This is a genomic window from Ectothiorhodospiraceae bacterium BW-2 (assembly GCA_008375315.1).
Lineage (GTDB): Bacteria > Pseudomonadota > Gammaproteobacteria > Thiohalomonadales > Thiohalomonadaceae > BW-2.
The window spans coordinates 1,303,647-1,323,010 of the sequence record CP032507.1 but is presented as its reverse complement, the minus strand read 5'-3'; the positions used below and the strand labels follow the sequence as shown (position 1 = coordinate 1,323,010).

Here is a 19,364-nt window from a genome sequence, read left to right as displayed (position 1 = left end):
GATGTAATGGGCGTGATTGAATCAAGCAATGTTGATGGAATCAGTTATCTTGATTCCAATACATTGACTAAATTGAAAAAAGAGGCGACTTGTGCCACTCATTTTCGTTCACGGTTGTGTTTACATCAAAATTTAATATCTCCGGTGCAAGAGATGATTAATGTCTTTTGTAGTGAGTGTTATCTACGGCCACATCGTCATCCTGTCGGTAAAACCGAATCGTATCATCTGATTGAAGGGACATTACGGATCTATCTATTTGATGATCACGGCTTGGTTACTTCTCAAATAGATTTGCGATGTGGTGATAAACAATTCCCATTTTTTTTTCATCAACAAGGTGGGATATGGCACATGCCGGTTGCGATCACTCCCTTTGTTGTGTTTCACGAGGTATATATGGGACCTTTTGAAAAGGATATAGATGTGGAATTCGCACCTTGGAGTCCTGAATATGATGATTTTGTTGCTATTAAACAATTTATGGCGGCAATAAAATAATGAAGATTTACGAGAAAATAAAAATTCGTGAGCATAAGCAGTTATTGTCAGCAATTTCTTCGCAAGAGAAAGCAATTCCTGTTCATGTTCGTATTGAGCCGACAGAAATATGCAACTTGCGTTGTACCTTTTGTTGGTGGCATGCTCCAGAAAGAAGGATATCGCTCGATAATGTCAATTTAAATGGGCGTGAGCGTTTGGTTAATAGTCGATTTCTAGCTCTTATTGATGAATTAGCAGAGATTGGCGTAAGAGCACTTTCATTTACTGGTGCGGGTGACCCTTTATGTCACAATGGTATGGAAATAATTTTAGAAAGGGTTGTCAGCAAAAGGTTCTATTGGGGGATTACCTCAAATATGGGGTTACCACTCTCAGATAAAATGATTGAGCTTCTTGCCCAAGCTCAGTGGGTGCGTTGGAGTTTAAATGCAGGTAGCAGTAACGGGTATCAGATAGTTAATCGTCCTCGTGCAAATGGACAAAAAACTTTTGAGTTGGCATGCGAAAATATAGCTCGACTTCATCGCAAACGTAAGGAAATGAATCAAGGATGTGTTTTGACCTCAAGCTTTATTATACATAATAATGCAGATGAAATAGTTAAAGCTGCGGAACTTTCATCTGAATTAGGCGTTGATGCTATAGCTTATCGACCTGATACTCCATATATTCGTCAAGAAACGCCTGCCCGTTTTTCATTAGCAGTTCAGAAAGCTATGGAAGAAGCCAAATATCAATTTAACTCAGAAAGATTTACAGTTGATATTTGTGATATCAGATTGAAAGATGTAGTATCGTTTCCACCTGATGTGCTTTGTTACTATGCTAATCATTCTACCTACATTGATGCACGAGGCGATATGTACCCATGCTGTTACACACGTTATGATGCAAAATATGTTATTGGTAATGTTATGGATCAATCGTTTGATATGCTGTGGTGGTCTCAACACAGGCAGGATTATTTTAAACAATTATCGATGCGTGAGTGCCCTTCCTGCCCTCATGGAAGAACTAATGAGGTACTCAAGGCACACTATGATGGTTGTGCCGAGATTGATGGGAGAAATGAAGTATTGCTTCCGTCAGATTTTTTTATTTAACCCCTGAAGTATAGATATGATTGTTGGGTTAACAATACATACATAAATTATAGAGCACATGAGAAATTTATGATTAATGAAAAGAGTCGACGCATTCTTTTAGCTAACTTAAGCCATGTAAATACTAATCAAAGAGTTTACCCTCTTGGTGTTGCCTATTGTGCGGCTTATGCTAAACAGGAATTAAATGATGCTATCTCAGTCGAGTTGTATCGTGCTGTTGAAGAACTTTCAGATGCCTTTTTTACTCAGCCTGCTGATGTTGTTGCGTTAAGCTATTTCCTTTGGAATGCTCAATTAACCTATCAGATAATTAAAAGGATAAAGAAGCACTCACCTAAAACAGTTATTATTGTTGGAGGGGTTAACTATCCAGATGATACTGAGCGCCAAAAAAATTTTTTAGCAGAAAATCCGGGGATTGATTTTTATATCTACCGCGAGGGTGAAATTAGCTTTGTTAAGCTGCTCTTAGCTCTTGAACGTTTTGATTATGATGTTTCATTATTGCGAGCTAGTGAAGAGTCTATTAATGGTGTTCACTACTTGCATGATGGCAGGTTAATTGCTGGTGAACCTCCATTAAAAATAAAGAATCTTGATGAGTTGCCCTCTCCATATTTAACAGGACTATTAGATAAATTTATAGCTGATCCCACACTGCAACCGGTTATGCAGTTTAAGCGAGGCTGTCCGTTTACTTGTACATTTTGTTTAGAAGGGAATCGGTACTACACAAAATTAGGTAAGATGTCGATTATGCGATTTATGAATGAGATGAAATATGTGGCACAACGACTCCAAGGGAAACCAACACTCTATTTGGCTGATGCCAACTTTGGTATGTATAAAGATGATATCGCATTGGCTGAAGAGATAGCCCAAGTGCAACATGAATTTGGCTGGCCGGAGAAAGTCAGTGTCGCTACAGGTAAAAACATGAAAGAGAGAGTACTTAAAACTTCGGCAATACTGGGAGGAGCTGTTTCGTTAGGGGCTTCGATTCAGTCATCCGATCCTGTTGTACTCTCAGCAATTAAGCGCTCCAATATATCGACAGATGCGTTAATGGAGGCGGGTAAGCAGGTTGAAGATTCAGGAGATAGCTCTTTTACTGAGATTATATTAGGTCTGCCAGAGGATTCAGTTGAACGACACTTGGGCTCAATAAAAATGGCTGTGGATGCATCAATCGAACAAATTTTGCTCTACAATTTAGTGCTTTTTCCTGGTTCAGAGATGGAATCTAATGCGGATCGGGAAAAATATGGATTGAGAACTAAATATCGTATTCCTCCAACTTCTTATGGCGTGTATCGTTTTGGTGATGAAAGCTTCCCCTGTGCAGAGTATAACGAAGTTGTTGTCGCATCGAATACTTTAAGCTATGAAGAGTATATTTACTGCAAGCAATTTCATTTGTCTGTTGGCCTATTTTATGAACAAGGTTATTTTCGTGAAATTACTTCATTGTTTAAGCATATGGGGTTCTCTGTATTTGATTTTATTGTCTCATGCCATCAACATTGGAATGAGTCTGCTGAAGATCTTCAAGAGATCTATCATGGAATCGCGGCAGGTATTGAAGAGGAATATTGCTGGGAGATATCTGACCTTGAGGAGGTGGTTAATGATGTAAGTATTTTTTCTTTGCAACCAGATCGTGATGTACGAAATAGTTTGGCAACAGCAAAAGCGGTAGGCATAGTCAAGTGTACCGATTCAATTCATAAGTTGGCACAGAAAGCTGCAATTAGCTATTTTAGCGGAAAAGGGTGTCTGACTGAAGATATGGAACAGTATATAGTTGAGGCGATTCGTTTTAGTTATTGTCGCAAGTCTCATCTATTAAATTCAAATTATTGTCCACGAGAGAAGTTCTCTTTTCGATTTGATCAATTGTCTGCTGTTGATTTTAAGGAAAACCCATTCGATGAGATTTATCGGGTAGAAAAAGCTGTATTAATAGAGTTTCGACATACTAATGAACAATCTGATTTTATAAGTAAGTTAAATTCAAAATATAATAAAGAAATATTAAATATACGTAACATAATTTTCTATGAAAACAGCCCTCCACCCTCAAGACTTTGGCGAAAAGTTTTTTTGGTTAAGTAAATATTATTGGAGATTAATGGATGGGTTTGTTAAGAACAGCGATTGATATTCATAAGGGAGAGCCATTTTATATTTCTCCAGCAGGAAATTCTGCAGAAAAATTTGCGTTAAAGCTAATTGAGTTATATCCTGAGTTGAGCTTTTTGGGATTTATTGATTCATTTAAATCAAACTTTGAGTCAGGGGGGAATATTTATAGGGTTGATCAGGTGAAGCCCGAGAATAAGAGTAACAATGTTATCATTGTTATTGAAAAAAATATGATTCGTAAAAAAATTATGGATACATTGAAAAAAAATGGATTTAGTAATCTAAGCTGGATTGAGTGTAATTTCGTTTTTGAACCAAAAGCTAATGATGATAATCACAAAGACATTTTGTGTTTTTTTTATGATCTCAATGTTAATACACTTACTTTCGAATTTGTTAATGCACTAGTTCATGCTGAAGCTGAACGCCGAAAACGAGAGTTAAAATGGTTGCATACAGTTATTGTTCCAAAGAGTCCCGACTCGGTTTTTGACTTTTCTAGAGAGAGCATTTTAAGAAATAACAAGAATGCTTTAATTGAATCAGATAATCAATGGTTTTTATACAATGTTATTGTTCCTTCAGTGACGCTTGTTCCTTCCAATCAAGGAATATCAATATGTAGTTTGCGAGATGAAGCTCGTATATTGGCTGAACACTATTCTGGAAGAGTATTTCCTGAAAATTACTCAGTTGATAACCCTATGGAACTTGATAGCTCTTATCGTGTAACAGATACAAGATATAACGGTTCTAGTTATGGGCTACCTCTTAAGAGTGGAAAAACTGCAATTTCATTTGTGAAGCAATGGTGTAATGCTAGAGCTATTGATTTAAATAAAGTTGTTTCAATTACTATGCGAGAGTATACTCTGGAAAAAGATAGAAATAGTGATATTTCTGCGTGGAAATGTTTTGCTAATAGAGTAAAGTCTAGAGGACTTATTCCTGTCTTTGTAAAAGACACTTATGCTGATTTTAATATGGATGATCTTGGTGATTACTATGTTTTTCATGTGGCTGCATGGAATATTATGATTAGAATGGCATTTTATGAATGCGTTTATTTTAATATGGCGGTTAATACAGGACCTGCTATTCTTTCTTCATTTAATCCTAATGTTAAGTATTTGAATTTTATCTATGTTTCTGAAGATGATTATGCGGGTTCTTCTATATACTTCGAAGGATTAGGTCATGAGATAGGTGGTCAGTATCCAGATAGAACTCCTTTTCAATTTTCAGTTTGGGGTGGAAGTCGTGACTGTAATAAAATTTTTGATGCATTTGAAGCCATGTGCGAGCTAATTGATAATGATGGATAAATTTAAGATTGATAGCCATAAATTAAGCTATCACCCCCAACGAGTGGCTCAATGGCTAGATGGTAGAGAGGATTGGGAACAGCTTAAGTTGATCTATCCACTCTATATGGAAATTTCCCCGATTGGTGCCTGTAATCACCGCTGCAAATTTTGTGCAGTTGACTATATTGGCTACCAAACGGTGCGTCTGGATGAAAAGCTATTGGCTGACCGATTGCAAGAGATGGGTGAGAAAGGGGTGAAGAGTGTTATGTATGCCGGTGAAGGCGAACCGATGTTGCATAAACAGATAACATCAATAGTTGAAGCGGCTGCCCGAAGCGGAATAGATAATGCTTTTACGACTAATGGTACGGTGATTCGAGATGATTTTTTAGAGCGAGGTTTGAAACTAACTTCATGGATAAAAGTCTCTATGAACGCTGGAACAGCGGCTAGTTATGCTGCTATTCATCAGACAAAAGAGAGAGATTTTGAGACTGTTAAGCAGAATCTTAAGCGTCTAGTTAATGAGCGTAATCAGCAGGGATCCGCTTGTACGCTTGGAGCTCAATCGCTGTTACTGCCCGAAAACCGTGATGAGATGGTGACACTAGCTCGACTCTGTCGTGATGAGTTAGGTCTCGATTACCTTGTGGTTAAGCCCTATTCACAGCACGGTTTTAGTCTGACTCATGAGTATGAATCGGTCGATTATTCACAGATGTTTGAGTTAGAGGAGGCGCTTCACGCTGAAAATCGAGACAACTTTTCTGTGGTATTTCGACAGCGAACTATGAAAAAATCTCTACAGGATGAGGGGCAGCGTTACCTAAAGTGTTATTCTACTCCTTTCTTTTGGGGCTATATTATGGCTAATGGCGATCTCTATGGTTGTAGCGCCTATCTTCAGAATGAGCAGTTCTGTTACGGTAATATTAATGAACAGTGCTTCAGTGAAATTTGGGAAGGGGAGCGTCGTCAGCAGAGTTGGCGTTACATCTCTAAATATCTTGATATTCATCACTGTCGCAAAAATTGTCGCATGGATGAGGTGAATCGTTACCTCTATGCTTTGAAGGATGATACTCCACCACATGTCAACTTTATCTAATCAGATCGATAAGCACTCTGCTCGGATGTTATTTACCGAGCGGAATGAAAATTTTTTTCAACGGCTACAACAGGCTAAATTTACTAACGCTGATGGAGGGCAGATAGAGCTGGAGACGGCTATTACGACTCTATTACAGCAGCTAATTAACCTACGATCAGAGAGGCGGCGGCTGTTTGTCATCGGTAATGGTGGCAGTGCTGCGGTTGCAGGCCACATTGTCAACGATTTTTGTAATACCGGTGGCTTAATTGCGTCAACGATTCATGAGCCGGCACTTTTGACCTGTTACAGTAACGACTACGGATATGAACAGGGTTATTCGCGTCAGTTACAGACCCAATTTAGTTCTGGTGATATGTTGATTGCTATCAGTAGCTCAGGAGAGTCAGCTAATATATTGAATGCAGTGGCTGTTGCCATAGAGCAAAAGGGGTTTTGTTTAACTCTAAGTGGTTTTGAGATAGATAACTCTTTAAAAAAGTTGGGTGATATTAATTACTGGCTTCCTAGTTGCTATTATGGGGAAGTTGAGATTGGTCACTTGTTTATGTTGCACCACATTGCAGACTGTTTAAGCCAATGTTAGAGAAGATAAAAAGTGTAGAAGAGCTAATTGCTCTTAGAAAAGAGGCAGTAGATAGGCAGCAGAAGGTGGTGCTCTGTCACGGTACCTTTGATCTACTGCATACTGGCCATATTCGTCACCTACAGGCAGCGAAAAGGGCAGCGGATATTTTGATAGCTACCTTAACAGCAGATGAGTTCGTGACGAAAGGGCCAGGACGGCCTGTTTTTAATGAGAAGTTGCGAGCAGGAAATCTTGCAGCATTGCAGTGTGTCGATTTTGTGGCGATTATTCGTGCTAAAACAGCGGTCGAGCTATTATATCAGCTAAAACCGGATATTTATGCTAAAGGAAGTGAGTTTAAAGATGAGTCGATTGATGTTGCCGGTTATATTAGTGCTGAACGGGAAGTGTTGCAGAGTTATGGTGGCGAGATATTATTGACTGATGAGGTAACTTTTAGCTCTACTCAGTTGCTTAATAACCATTTCGATATCTTTTCAGCCGAGGTTCGTCTCTATCTGGATGAAATTAAGAAGTACTATACACCAAGCTTGGTGGCCTCTGAACTTGATAGGCTTAAAAATTTAAAAGTTTTAGTTGTTGGTGAGGCAATTATTGATGAGTACCACTATACAAATGATTTAGGTCAAAGTGGTAAATCGCATACATTGGTCGTTCAACACAAACATACTGAAAGATTTGCTGGGGGCTCATTAGCAGTTGCAAATCATATTGCCGGTTTTTGTCAACAGGTGGAGTTGCTGACCGTCATTGGTGATTGGTTTGATGATGAGAACTTTATTCGAGCTAATCTTAAATCGAATGTTACGCCCCATTTTTACTATTTGGATAGTAAACCCACATTGACCAAAGCTAGATTTGTTAATGGTGATATGTCGAAATTGTTTGAGGTTTACTATAATGGTTTGGAGTATTTGAATGAGGAGACAGAGCAACAAATTAATGGGTGGTTAGATAAATATCTTAATCAGTATGATTGTGTGGTTGTCTCTGATTTTGGCAACGGCTTTATCTCTCGAAAGATGGTGGAGCGATTAGTTGATAAGAGTAGATTCCTTGCCGTTAACACTCAAATTAATAGCGGTAATCGCGGCTTTCATGTGATTACTCGCTACCCGAAGGCTAATTTTATCTCCTTAAATGAGCCAGAGATAAGGCTTGCAGCGCATAATCGTCATGATCCTATCGAGGAGGTGGCGGAAAATATTGGTGAGAAATTAGGGGTTCGATATATCGCTATCACTCAGGGAGAACGAGGCGCTACCTATGTAGATAGGGTTAAACAGCAGAGTGTTGTAGTCCCTGCGCTATCAACTCAGGTTGTTGATCGTATCGGCGCCGGTGATGCTGTGTTGTCGATTACCTCTATTCTATTGTCCTGTGGAGTTGACTTAAATGTTGTTGGGTTGTTAGGAAATGCGGCGGGTGCGCTAAAGATTAAACGGGTCTGTAATAGTCATCCAATAGAGATGTCAGACTTGATAAAATATCTGAAGACTCTATTGAGCTAAATTTCGTGTTTCGATTTTTTATTTAGATAGTGAGGTAGGCATACATTGGTGGCATCCATATTAAATGAGGGTTATGTTCAAAATAAATTTGGTGAGTTATATCTTAGATCGGTAAATAACTTATCATTTGATAAGAAGGATTCAAAAACAATTTATGATGAGCTATATAAAGATTTTTTTCAAGAGAGAACTTTTTATTTTGTTTATGGTACCGATAGCGGTTTGCTAGTTGATTATCTATTTGCGCATGGGATTCCGCAAGATAGTGTCTATCTTTTTATTGAGCCACCTATTGTACTTGAGCGATTGGTCGAGAAGTTGTCTAGCTATAATCGTGATGACGATCAGGTGATTGTTACATCAGAAAATAGTTACCTAAATTTTGTTAACTCTGAGTCTAAGTATAAATATTACCTCTCTTGCAATAGGGTTAAGCATATAAAATCGTTGGCATTGATCGATGGCCAAAGTTTATATGTCAGTATGTATGAGAGCTGCTTGCAAACGATAAATGAATTGACTTTTGTTATTAATATTACTGTCAATTCGACTCGTCATACAGAGATGATATTGGTTAACGCTTGTCATAATTTACATCCAATATCAAGGTTAAAAGATAATTTTGTGGGCGCGACTGCTATTATTTTGGCAGGAGGGCCATCTTTGTCATCTATTCTTGATTGGGTAAAAGCTAATCGTGAACGGGTGATTGTTTTTGCGGTATCTAGAATTGCCAAAATTCTCCAGGATAACGCTATTTTTCCTGACTTTTTTGTATCGGTTGATCCCTACGATGTAAGTTATAATGTCTCTTTTAATATGCTTTACTTTGCTCGGGACTCTATCTTTTTGCATACTCAGTATGCTGATTATCGTCTGCTCTCTGGTTGGGGGGGGAAACACTATTTTATTGGTCCAGGATTTAGTGATCATGAACAGTTGCGAGCGCCTGGAAATTTGGATTCTACTGGTACAACAGTGACTAATACCACAATTAATGCGGCAATTTACTTGGGGTGTCGGACTATTATCTTAGCGGGGGCTGATTTTGCCTTTTCACCTGACGGCTTTACACATGCGAAGAGTGGTAATATTGAGGATGGTATGAACTCTTTGCTGAGAGATGCTGATAGAGTCGTTATGGCTAACTCCGGGGAGATGGTTCAAACCGAAAGGGCCTATTTGCTCTCAGCGAAACATGTTGAGAGAGTTGCCTTGCATAACAAAAAAAATATTAAATTTTATAACATATCTAAGCATGCTGTTAAATTGAGATCGGTAAAATTTTCTTCCATTGAAAAAATAAAAATTCATACGCCAAAATCTTCTTTAGAGAAGTTGGCTAATATAAAACGGGATAATTGGAGTAAGTTTGAGCTAGAAATGTTAACCATTTTGATCGGCTACATGGAAGATAAATTAATGCTAATGGAGAGCGTTAAGCAATTGTTTACAGAGCATGAGCCAACTGATTTAAGTTGTGAAGAGATAAAAGAGAAACTCTCTGACTTGTCAAAGTACGACTTCTCAACTGCACAGCTATTTAAGTTTCCGAACATTAGTGAAGTTGAAATTAACACCGCCCTTGACGATAAAGAGAAGAGAGAGAAGCTATTTAATACCTACCGTTTAGGTTATGAGACACTAGAGAGCTGTTATCGGCAATCAATTGATCGATGCAGGATGCTTTTGAGTGAGAAAAAACAACAGCCTGTTTCAGAGCTGATTTCGCAATGGTCTTCGCTATCTATTGGGGCGTGGAGAGCGTTTGCATGGAAACTTGAGCACGGTATCGTTATTACGAAATTGGATGAAAAAGATCAAATGTTATATCAAGCATTGATTGCGCAAAAGGCTCTTTATGATGATGATATCATGCAAAAAAATAGTAGTCTCTATAGAGTTAACGACATAACTTCAACTGATACTCAACAGCGTAATATTAATGCTTTAATGGAAAGAGCCAGACGATATATGCAGGAGGGGCAGCGAGAAGGGATAAGACTTATGGTTAGTATTATGGAGAAATGGGATATCCTGCATGATGTTGCTCACATGCTCAGGGCCTTATTGTTTGAGTCAGAAAAAAAATATCTTGAGGCAAATGGTGAGCTATTTAAAGTCGAAAGCTTAATTCCTAAAGAGGATATTCCACTTAGAATTTTTAACAACTATATTGCTGCTGGCAAAACTCAAGAGGCACTTGCGTTTATGTCTAAAATATATAACCAAGACAAGCAGTATGCTCAGTTTTACGCAAAAGCGCTTAAAATATCTGGCGATGTAGTTGGGGCAATCGATGTATATAATGAATATCTACGGCAATATTCGGAAGATGTGTCAGCTTACTATGAGTTAGGATTAATATATAAGGAGCTGGGATTAGCAGAGGGTGTTGAGTGGATCATTAATCAATTAATGCTACTGGATCAAGATAATAAGTGGATAGCTAACCTGCGTTAGTTGCTGTTATATTCACAAAGCCCCTTTCGGGGCTTTGTGAAAATGAAGCTATCTCAATAGAGAGAGTATATTATTTGGCGTCTGATTCGCCTGCGCCAACATTGCTATCCCTGCCTGTTGAAGTATTTGCATTTTGGTAAAATTCGCTGTCTCGGTTGCGTAGTCAGTATCCTGAATTCTTCCTAACGCCGCAGCGGTCTGTTCTGATGAACCTCGCAGAATGTTAATAGTCGAGTCAAATCGACTCTGCATTGCACCATAGGTAGCTTGTTGCGCAGTGATATTATCAATCGCTGTATCTATTGCCGATATTGCATTGAGTGCAGTAGATACTGTGCCTACACTACCTGCATTTGCAACGCCTGAGGCTGTGACGCCAGAGATTGCGTCAAAGTTAACCGTAATTTGGTTGCCTGAGCTGTTGTCAGCACCGATTTGAATTTTCACGGAACCTGCGGAACCGTTTAATAGAGTTTTGCCATTATACTCGGTAGAGGAGATAACTCGACCGATTTCAGTATTTAACTGATCATACTCACTCTGCAGATTCGTTCTATCCGAGGTGCTGAGTGTTCCATTAGCTGCTTGTACAGCTAACTCGCGCATCCTTTGCAGCATATCTCCGGCTTGACCAAGCGCATTTTCAGCTGTTTGAGCCATTGATATACCATCTGATGCATTTCTCATAGCAACATTCATGCCACGAACTTGAGCATCTAGTCTGCGAGAGATGGCTAATCCAGAAGCATCATCTTGAGCACTGTTAATGCGGAGCCCTGATGAGAGTCTCTGCATACTGGTCTGCATCAAGTTGTTTGAATAGGATAAGCTATTTTGTGCCGATAGTGAGGCAATATTTGTGTAAATTGAAAGAGACATAATCCTCTCCTGATTTCTCAAGAATAGGTGAATTTCCAACGGATATCTCTTGAATGAGCCTGTCTATCAAGAATTCATTACCGTTACCATACAGGAGTAGCTCGTGAGCGAAACGAGGTACCCCTAAGTCAGTTAGCGGCTAGTAATACTAATACTTGATAAAAAGTTTACTATATTTTTTATAAATATTATTTATTTAAAGAATATTTTATTTATGACAGGCAAATAAAAAAGGCCCCAATTGGGGCCTTTTTGGTTAGTGAGCTGTTTAACGGAGCAGTGAGAGAACAGTCTGTGGTGCCTGATTTGCTTGCGCAAGCATAGCTACCCCCGCTTGTTGCAATATCTGCATTTTGGTCAAGTTGGCCGTTTCAGACGCGAAATCGGTATCTTGGATTCGTCCTTTAGAGGCCTCGACCTGCTCTTGAGAGCCTCTTAAGACATTAATCGCTGATTCAAACCGACTTTGAATTGCGCCAAATTCAGCACGCTTGGTGGTGATAGCATCGATTGCTGTGTCGATCGTACTAATTGCAGCTAGAGCAGCTGATGTTCCTGTACCGGTAATCGATGCGGTTATACCAGTAGTACCCCCAGCCGTCGTTGAGAGGCCGCCAGCTTGAATGGTGCTAGCAGACATATTTAAGTCAATCTTATTGGTAGAGACATTATTTGCGCCCACCTGGATTCTGATATTGCTCTCAGTGCCATTAAGGACATTTTTGCCATTATACTCAGTCGAATCGATAACGCGCTTAATTTCACTATTCAATTGCTGAAATTCATCGTTAAGGTTGTTTCGATCTGCTGAACCAAGTGTTCCATTGGAGGCCTGAACAGCTAGCTCACGCATCCTCTGCATCATGTCGCCAATTTGACCTAAAGCATTTTCAGCCGTTTGGGCCATGGAGACACCATCGGAGGCATTACGGATTGCAACACCCATCCCTCGTGATTGTGCATCCATACGACGAGTAATTGCTAACCCAGACGCATCATCTTGAGCTGAGTTAATTCTCAGACCAGACGATAGCTTTTGCATGCTGCTAGCCATCATTGATTGTGAGTTGGCAACATTACGCTGCGCACTCATTGAGGCAACATTAGTGTAAATTGAAAGTGCCATTTTAAATCTCCTTACAATATATATGTAATTGAGATGAATAATAGACGGATATTACGTAGACAGGCTAAATAACCATTTCGTGAATTACCGTCACCGCGAAAACAAGTTGTTGCTTGTTGCCTAAAATAGCGTGCCGAATGGCAATTTCTTGAGCGATTTCTCTTTTTTTGCTGGCGATTGGCGCTAAGGGGGGCTATTTTTGAGGGAGGCATCCTTAATATAGGCACCAAGTGAGGTTGGCCTATTTTGTTCTCAAGAATCACTTTTTGGCAACGCTATTAACCATAACGGCGGTAAACTTGGACAGATACCGAAGTATCCGCCTTGAGTTTAAATAATATTTTCAAGAGGATAGAAAGATGAGCCTGTCAATTTATACAAATGTAGCTTCGATGAGTGCGCAGCGGAATGTAGCTAACTCTCAAACAAATATGGCTAATGTCATGCAGAAACTCTCTTCCGGATTGAGAGTCAACAGTGCTAAGGATGATGCTTCCGGTTTTGCCATTGCTCGCCGGATGGAGGCCCAAAATCGCGGCATGCAGGTAGCGATTCGTAATGCTTCAGACGGTATCTCCATGGCGCAAACGGCTGAAAATGCGCTTGGACAAATGGGTGATATGCTCCAAAGAATGCGTGAGCTTGCCGTTCAATCTGCCAACGGTACTTTGGGGACTGCGGATAGATCTAACTTGAATGATGAGTTTCAGCAGTTAAATCGTGAGGTTAAACGGGTTATTGATTCTACTGAGTATAATGGTAAAAATGTGGTTAATGGTTCTGGAGCCGGTGTAGGTACCAGTTTGGTAAGAATACAGGTAGGTCCAGATAATCTTTCTACTAATAAGATAGACATTAATCTTGGTGCGGCTGATTTGATTGCTGGAAGCATTAATGTGAATGCGGGAAGCACAGCACTAACGGGCGTCGCTGTTGGGGGGGCAGATGGCTCAAGTGCGCTTAACGCTATTGACAGAATTGATGCGGCAATTGATGCTATCACCACAAAACGAGCAGAGTTTGGCGCTGTTCAAAGTCGCTTTGAATCGGCCATTAATGTTCTCAGAGGATCCTCTGAGCAGGTGACAGCCTCTCGCGGACGGATTATGGATACCGACTTTGCCTATGAGACCGCGCAGTTAACGAAAATGCAGATTCTGCAGCAAGCGGGTGTGGCGATGCTGTCGCAGGCGAATCAGGCACCGCAATCAATTATGTCTCTACTTCAATAGATTATAGCAATTTTTCAAGGATTACAATTTCGTATTTGAACTGACAGGGAGGTTCTGACTAGTTCAGACAGGCTTTTGCCCGAAGCTGTTGTTTCGGGCATTTTTTCAAAATTTTATTGGGTGCGGCTAAAGATGACAGATTTTGGGCCGTTAATCTCTGCAAGGGTTAAATTAATGGTGTAAACTAAATTGATTGCAGATCAATTTTAGAGGGTTTACGGAGGTGAGAGAGATGATTAGTGCAGTGACAGAGAGCGTTAGTGTCCAAAATTTTACACCGCATCAAGCCAGTACCGCTGGCAGAGTTAGCGCAGAGTCGAAAGTTACGGCAGAAGCTAAAGTTGGTAGTGGTAATGATAGATCTGGTATTGATCGTTTATTAGAACGGACTCGTGCTGAGCAAAAACAGGATGAAAAGGGTGATCGAACACAAGATGATCTCTCTTCCATCCTTTCTGAGCTAGATAGCTATGTCCAAAAGGTTCGCAGTGAACTGCAATTTCTAAGAGATAACGACAACGGCTCTATGGTGATTAAGGTTGTCAACAGTGAGACTAATGAGGTGATTCGCCAAATTCCCTCAGAAGAGATTCAACAGTTGCATAAGCGACTAGATGAGGCGGCAGGCATTATTATTCGCGCTAAAGCATAATTAGTTTTTTCTGTTGCGGTTACAAGAGGAGTTAGAGAGATGGCTGTTTTAAGTGCAGGTGGAATTGGTTCTGGTCTGGATACTCAGGCAATTATTAACGCCTTGATGGATTATGAGCGCCGTCCGCTAAGGCTGTTGGAGCAGCGTCAGCAGGAGTATCAAGATCAGATTAGTGCTTATGGGAAACTGAAGAGCTCAATCGACTCATTTAAATCGGCGATGGATGGTTTGAATAGCATTGAGAGTTTTCAACTGTTTAAATCAACTCTCTCTAACGAGTTAGATGGCAGTGGCAATAGTACAGAGGGGGTGTTAACGGTTACTGCTGACAAAAATGCATTGCAGGGTAGTTATGCTGTTAGCGTGAATGAAATTGCCCAAAAGCATAAAATGTCAGTCGGTGCTCAATACGCAGATACAGATACTTTTGGGGTAGGTGGTTTTAAGATAACTTTAAATGATGCCTCATCGACAGAGATCGATTTAGGTGATATTAGTGGTATGACACTGTCTGATGTCCGCGATGCGATTAATAGTCATGCTAATAATGACGATAACTTAACGGCAACAATTATTAATGGGACATTAGGCCAACAGCTCATTTTAACCTCAACTGAAACCGGTACTGATGCGGCTATTGCCAGCGTTACCGGAACCTCAAATTTGGTGGCCGATGGCGTCTCTACCTTAAATAAGAGTGCTTCTGGAGCGACTATTGTCGATTTAGCCGATTTAGATGCCTCTATTACTGTCGATGGGGTTGATGTTAGTAGTGCGACTAATGAGTTTAATAGTGTCATTGATGGCCTCGATATCACTGCTAATAAAATAGGTTCAGCGACTTTGGATATCTCCCGCGATGAAGCAGGCGTTAAAGAGGCAGTTAATAATTTTGTTAATGGCTACAATGGGGTGATCTCTAAGGTTCGTGAGCTAAGAGGGGGTGATCTAAGTAATGATAGTACTTTACGCACTATTGAGTCCCAGTTGCGTGGCATTTTAAACACCGGTTCAACAACAACTTCGGGAGCCTTTAGTCATCTTTCACAAATGGGTATTACGACTAACAAAGATAATGGGCAGTTAACGCTTAATAGTACTACTCTGACTGATGCGATGAATACCAATTTTGCGGCAGTGGCCGAGCTGTTTGGTAATACGACTGATGGTTATGCGAGTCGTTTCTATAATTTAGCCAATAGTATGCTTGATAGTACCGATGGTTTGTTGGCCTCTCGGACTAAGGGCCTAAATAGTAGTGTAGATCGACTTCAGGATCGGCAGTTGGATATGGAGTATCGATTGGCGTTGGTTCAAAAGAGGTTTGAGAATCAATTCAATGCGCTTGACGGGCTAATGTCGCAGATGAATTCAACCAGTAGCTATCTAACCCAGCAGTTAGCAGCCTTTTAAATTACATTAAATTTTTTATTGCATTGAAGTGAAGTGAGGTGAATAGCGATGACATATAACCAGATTAATAATGTGATTCAGCAGTACGGCCAAATTGCTAATACTGGTGGCGTTCAGGATGCTTCACCACATAAGTTGGTGCAGATGTTGCTTAATGGCGCGATAGATCGAATTGCTAGTGCTAAAGGGCATATGTTACGCGGTAATATCCCCGAAAAGACGCGCTTTATTAATAGTGCAATTAATATAATTGGTGGTTTGCGGGAGAGCGTCAATAAAGATAGGGGAGGCGATTTAGGTCAGAATCTGTTTTCACTCTATGAGTATATGGAGACACGCCTTTTCGATGCGAATTTGAAAAATGATCCTACGCTATTAGATGAGGTCACTAATCTGATTGGCGAAATTCGTGAAGCGTGGGATCAGATCCCGGCTGAAAAGCGCACCATGAGCTATATGCAGGCGGCATCGGCTTCGATGTCGGCGATGGCGGGCTAAAATTAGGCATCTACCGTTATGGGAAGAGTGGCAACGGATGTTATCTTAACATCCTATGATAGTTGGCTCGATTATAGAAAAGAGCGCATAGAGCAATCAGCAATAAAACAGGTTAAGCTGAAAGATATTATTGTCGACAGTGGCGCTTCGATGATGTGTCTTTCGAAAAAATTAATTGACCAGCTGGGTTTAGAGTTGTTAAAGATAACCAAAGTGAACACGGCTGAGGGGATTACTGAACGCGGCATTTACGGCCCGGTGATCTATGAGATTCAGGGACGAATCGCTCGGGGGGATGTGCTGGAGCTATCGCACCCTAAAATTGAGGCGTTAGTGGGGCAAATTCCGTTAGAGCAGCTCGATTTTTTAATTAATCCGGCCTCAAATCGTTTAATTCCTAATCCTGAACATGAGGGCGAGCTTATTTTGGATCAGCTGATTCTCTCTGATATGCTGCGCTGTCAACCATTAAAGGTTGAGTGATGGTTGACAGAGAGTCGTTGTGGCAACTGTTGCAGCAGCACCTACAGCAGTTAAAGACTGAGATTGAGGCCGAAGATTATATTGCGGCGCAGCAGATCGCTGCTCAAATTCATCAAGGCCTGAGTGATTTTTTTACCCATGCCGAAGAGATCGATAAAACCGAGTGGCAGCCGCGTTTAACCGATTTTAATCAGCAATATAGTGGGCTGTTGCAGCAACTGCATCAGCGCAGTTCGGCGATCTATGCCGACTCTCGTGCACTGGAGCTGGGGCGAGAGGCAGTGCAGCGCTATCGTCAAACCGAACAACAGTCGTGATGGACGGCCTTGTTTATCGTCTCGTCACCCTCATGAGGTATGATTCCCCACAATAGCTAGACTGTTCTTACTAAACTGTAGAGCTGTAGCAGGCGATGGCTATCTTCATAAACTCTTAGCTTGGCACTTAGGGCAGAAGTAGCTCGCCCTTTGCCCTAAAACTATCTTCTTTATCGTGCTTGCACAGTGGCCGCACGGCTCCCCTTCACGACCATAGACCATGAGCTGTTGCTGAAAGTAGCCTGGTTTGCCATCGCCCCCGACAAAATCTTTTAAAGTGGTTCCGCCGGCCTCAATGGCACGGGTGAGCGTCGCCTTGATTGCGGTGCTGAGTGCGCTGATTTGGGCCGAGCTGAGGTTGCCTGCCGCTTGTTGTGGCGCGATCCGTGCTTGAAACAGCGCCTCATTGGCGTAGATATTACCTACGCCGACGACGATACGGTTATCCATAATAGCCAGTTTAATCGCGCGGCGCTTATTGGCAACCGCCTGTTGCAGTGTGTGGTGGGTAAACGCATCAGAGAGTGGCTCCGGCCCTAACGGTTGTAGTAGCGGGTGCAGGGTATCACCTTCACTCCAGAGTACGGCACCGAAGCGGCGCGGATCGGTGAGCCGTAGTAGCAGGTGATTACTCCAACCGATATCGAGGTGGTCGTGTCTATGGGGCGGTTGAGTGCAAGGGACTAGTTTGAGGCTGCCTGACATACCAAGATGGATAAGCAGCGTCCCGGAAGGGAAGCTAAACAGGAGATATTTACCGCGCCGCTGTAGCTCTCGTAGCGGCTTACCAATCAGCGTCTGGAGTGGTTGAGCGGCAATCGGCCAGCGCAGTTTGGGTTGGCGTATGGTGAGGGTGGTGACGGTTTGACCGACAATATGCGGGGCTAGACCGCGTCGGGTGGTCTCAACTTCGGGGAGTTCTGGCATCTCGATTCCAAAGAAAAATCGCCGACTAGATAATAGTATCGGCGATTTTCTACGCTATAAAAATTATATGATCCCGGCGGGTCGCTCTCCCTCCGGGATCGGTCTATATACGATAGACAGGCTCATATTCAACGGAGATTATCCGTGGGCATTTAACTCTTTCACTCAATGTCTCATGCTTACCCATCTTATCGGATCTGAAAATCTAATCTTTAATTTGATTGTGATATTTTTTGTGATGAGTATCACACTATGGTGCGGCAACGGTTCCAAAGACCTTTTTTAACAGCTCGGTGGAGCGGGCTGCTGGATTGGTGCGAATCTGCCGCTCCTCGATGGCAATATAGTCGAAGAGGGCGTCGAGTGATTGGTCGGTGACATAGTGGTCGAGATCAACCGCTTTTGTTACTCCGCTAGCAAAGCTAGAGAGTGGGCCGAGGCTGTTTAGTACCCCGCCGGCACTATCGACTAGATTTTTATAGGCAGCGGTGACGCCGGCTGTACCGGTCTCCTGTTTAATAATCGGGAGCAGTTTTTGCTGTAGCGATTGGCGCGATACTCTCTCGAAGTAGCGGGTGGCGGCATCATCGGGGCCGCTGATAATCTGCTCGACATCGGTGACGCTCATTTGACGAATAGCATCGCCCAAAATGGCTGAGGCTTCGGGAACCGCCTTCTCGGCAGCGCGATTGATGGAGGTGATGAATTGGTCGGCGTAGTGGCCCTGACCGCTCTTACGCGCTAGCTGTTCGACTGAGGCTAATGAGGGTGGCATGGGAATTTTGACCAAGGCGTTACCTAAAAAGCCGTCTGGCTGCCCTAGGGTCGTGATGGCCGATTCGACACCGCTAGCGAGCGCCTCTTTCATAGCGGTCGCCATCTCCGATTGGGAGAGTGCCGCTGTGGCCGCCTCTTCGAGTTGGGGTTGGGTGAGAATTTTTTGCGCAGTGCCGAGTAGCTCTTGCCAGCTCTCGGCGTGGAGTGGGGGGGATAGCGTTGGTAGAAGGAGTAATCCGATTAAGAGTGGCTTGTTTGACACAGGTGTCGTCTCCAGAGGTTTCATTAAGGTGAGTCGTTGATATAGGCGAGGCGGGCAGG

At 41.8% G+C, this 19,364-nt stretch carries 18 protein-coding genes; 14 read left to right on the top strand and 4 right to left on the bottom strand.

Translation table 11 applies throughout. From position 1 onward, the window contains the following. Positions 1-6 precede the first annotated feature (6 nt). From D5085_06300 to D5085_06265, 8 genes are all read left to right on the top strand, one after another. Positions 7-501 carry a cupin fold metalloprotein, WbuC family gene (locus D5085_06300; GenBank protein QEP42769.1) on the top strand — a complete coding sequence of 165 codons (495 nt, stop codon included), beginning with the start codon at positions 7-9 and terminating at the stop codon, positions 499-501. Then, positions 501-1,607, top strand: coding sequence for a radical SAM protein (locus tag D5085_06295; GenBank protein ID QEP42768.1), 1,107 nt, complete (start codon positions 501-503; stop codon positions 1,605-1,607). Before D5085_06300 ends, D5085_06295 begins: the two co-directional genes overlap by 1 nt. 69 nt (positions 1,608-1,676) lie before the next feature. Beyond that, positions 1,677-3,725, top strand: coding sequence for a radical SAM protein (locus D5085_06290; GenBank protein QEP42767.1), 2,049 nt, complete (start codon positions 1,677-1,679; stop codon positions 3,723-3,725). A gap of 20 nt (positions 3,726-3,745) precedes the next feature. Further along, the gene (locus D5085_06285) at positions 3,746-5,080 is read left to right on the top strand and encodes a hypothetical protein (protein QEP42766.1); all 1,335 of its coding nucleotides are present in this window, start codon (positions 3,746-3,748) and stop codon (positions 5,078-5,080) included. Continuing rightward, positions 5,070-6,173, top strand: coding sequence for a radical SAM protein (locus D5085_06280; GenBank protein QEP42765.1), 1,104 nt, complete (start codon positions 5,070-5,072; stop codon positions 6,171-6,173). Before D5085_06285 ends, D5085_06280 begins: the two co-directional genes overlap by 11 nt. A gap of 25 nt (positions 6,174-6,198) precedes the next feature. Then, positions 6,199-6,762, top strand: coding sequence for an SIS domain-containing protein (locus tag D5085_06275; protein QEP45073.1), 564 nt, complete (start codon positions 6,199-6,201; stop codon positions 6,760-6,762). After that, positions 6,756-8,276, top strand: coding sequence for a cytidyltransferase (locus tag D5085_06270; GenBank protein ID QEP42764.1), 1,521 nt, complete (start codon positions 6,756-6,758; stop codon positions 8,274-8,276). The genes D5085_06275 and D5085_06270 overlap by 7 nt, the downstream gene beginning before the upstream one ends. A gap of 48 nt (positions 8,277-8,324) precedes the next feature. Beyond that, positions 8,325-10,739, top strand: a complete 2,415-nt coding sequence (locus tag D5085_06265) for a DUF115 domain-containing protein (GenBank protein ID QEP42763.1) — start codon at positions 8,325-8,327, stop codon at positions 10,737-10,739. 48 nt (positions 10,740-10,787) lie between these two features. Here D5085_06265 and D5085_06260 read toward each other — a convergent pair whose 3' ends face one another. Together D5085_06260 and D5085_06255 are read right to left on the bottom strand one after the other, a co-directional pair. Continuing rightward, the gene (locus D5085_06260; protein QEP45072.1) at positions 10,788-11,618 is read right to left on the bottom strand and encodes a flagellin FliC; all 831 of its coding nucleotides are present in this window, start codon (positions 11,616-11,618) and stop codon (positions 10,788-10,790) included. A gap of 268 nt (positions 11,619-11,886) precedes the next feature. After that, positions 11,887-12,744 carry a flagellin FliC gene (locus D5085_06255; GenBank protein ID QEP42762.1) on the bottom strand — a complete coding sequence of 286 codons (858 nt, stop codon included), beginning with the start codon at positions 12,742-12,744 and terminating at the stop codon, positions 11,887-11,889. A gap of 359 nt (positions 12,745-13,103) precedes the next feature. Here D5085_06255 and D5085_06250 point away from each other — a divergent pair, with 359 nt between their 5' ends. The 6 genes from D5085_06250 (at position 13,104) to D5085_06225 (ending at position 17,339) form a co-directional block, all read left to right on the top strand. Continuing rightward, positions 13,104-13,976, top strand: coding sequence for a flagellin FliC (locus D5085_06250; GenBank protein ID QEP42761.1), 873 nt, complete (start codon positions 13,104-13,106; stop codon positions 13,974-13,976). A gap of 232 nt (positions 13,977-14,208) precedes the next feature. Next, the gene (locus D5085_06245) at positions 14,209-14,628 is read left to right on the top strand and encodes a flagellar protein FlaG (GenBank protein ID QEP42760.1); all 420 of its coding nucleotides are present in this window, start codon (positions 14,209-14,211) and stop codon (positions 14,626-14,628) included. Between the two features lie 39 nt (positions 14,629-14,667). Beyond that, a complete protein-coding gene (locus D5085_06240) occupies positions 14,668-16,041 on the top strand; it encodes a hypothetical protein (GenBank protein ID QEP42759.1) in 1,374 nt (457 codons plus the stop codon). Positions 16,042-16,089: 48 nt separating this feature from the next. Next, positions 16,090-16,539: a flagellar export chaperone FliS gene (gene fliS, locus D5085_06235; GenBank protein ID QEP42758.1), complete on the top strand. Its 450-nt coding sequence runs from the start codon at positions 16,090-16,092 to the stop codon at positions 16,537-16,539. A gap of 27 nt (positions 16,540-16,566) precedes the next feature. Further along, entirely contained in the window at positions 16,567-17,022 is a 456-nt protein-coding gene (locus D5085_06230; GenBank protein QEP42757.1) for a hypothetical protein, read from the top strand. After that, positions 17,022-17,339 (top strand): hypothetical protein, encoded by a 318-nt coding sequence (locus D5085_06225; GenBank protein ID QEP42756.1) that lies wholly within the window; start codon positions 17,022-17,024, stop codon positions 17,337-17,339. The genes D5085_06230 and D5085_06225 overlap by 1 nt, the downstream gene beginning before the upstream one ends. 105 nt (positions 17,340-17,444) lie before the next feature. On the opposite strand, the gene D5085_06220 is transcribed toward D5085_06225, so the two are convergent. Continuing rightward, entirely contained in the window at positions 17,445-18,266 is an 822-nt protein-coding gene (locus D5085_06220) for a bifunctional DNA-formamidopyrimidine glycosylase/DNA-(apurinic or apyrimidinic site) lyase (protein QEP42755.1), read from the bottom strand. A gap of 250 nt (positions 18,267-18,516) precedes the next feature. Next, positions 18,517-19,329, bottom strand: a complete 813-nt coding sequence (locus D5085_06215) for a DUF4197 domain-containing protein (protein ID QEP42754.1) — start codon at positions 19,327-19,329, stop codon at positions 18,517-18,519. Between the last annotated feature and the right edge of the window lie 35 nt (positions 19,330-19,364).

Bases quoted from the DNA above. Each gene is read 5' to 3' on its own strand.
- D5085_06275 (QEP45073.1), top strand. From the start codon at position 6,199: ATGTTATTTACCGAGCGGAATGAAAATTTTTTTCAACGGCTACAACAG.
- D5085_06290 (QEP42767.1), top strand. From the start codon at position 1,677: ATGATTAATGAAAAGAGTCGACGCATTCTTTTAGCTAACTTAAGCCAT.
- D5085_06225 (QEP42756.1), top strand. From the start codon at position 17,022: ATGGTTGACAGAGAGTCGTTGTGGCAACTGTTGCAGCAGCACCTACAG.
- D5085_06280 (QEP42765.1), top strand. From the start codon at position 5,070: ATGATGGATAAATTTAAGATTGATAGCCATAAATTAAGCTATCACCCC.
- D5085_06250 (QEP42761.1), top strand. From the start codon at position 13,104: ATGAGCCTGTCAATTTATACAAATGTAGCTTCGATGAGTGCGCAGCGG.
- D5085_06270 (QEP42764.1), top strand. From the start codon at position 6,756: ATGTTAGAGAAGATAAAAAGTGTAGAAGAGCTAATTGCTCTTAGAAAA.
- D5085_06240 (QEP42759.1), top strand. From the start codon at position 14,668: ATGGCTGTTTTAAGTGCAGGTGGAATTGGTTCTGGTCTGGATACTCAG.
- D5085_06215 (QEP42754.1), bottom strand. From the start codon at position 19,329: ATGAAACCTCTGGAGACGACACCTGTGTCAAACAAGCCACTCTTAATC.
- fliS (QEP42758.1), top strand. From the start codon at position 16,090: ATGACATATAACCAGATTAATAATGTGATTCAGCAGTACGGCCAAATT.
- D5085_06285 (QEP42766.1), top strand. From the start codon at position 3,746: ATGGGTTTGTTAAGAACAGCGATTGATATTCATAAGGGAGAGCCATTT.
- D5085_06245 (QEP42760.1), top strand. From the start codon at position 14,209: ATGATTAGTGCAGTGACAGAGAGCGTTAGTGTCCAAAATTTTACACCG.
- D5085_06260 (QEP45072.1), bottom strand. From the start codon at position 11,618: ATGTCTCTTTCAATTTACACAAATATTGCCTCACTATCGGCACAAAAT.
- D5085_06255 (QEP42762.1), bottom strand. From the start codon at position 12,744: ATGGCACTTTCAATTTACACTAATGTTGCCTCAATGAGTGCGCAGCGT.
- D5085_06300 (QEP42769.1), top strand. From the start codon at position 7: ATGGGCGTGATTGAATCAAGCAATGTTGATGGAATCAGTTATCTTGAT.
- D5085_06295 (QEP42768.1), top strand. From the start codon at position 501: ATGAAGATTTACGAGAAAATAAAAATTCGTGAGCATAAGCAGTTATTG.
- D5085_06220 (QEP42755.1), bottom strand. From the start codon at position 18,266: ATGCCAGAACTCCCCGAAGTTGAGACCACCCGACGCGGTCTAGCCCCG.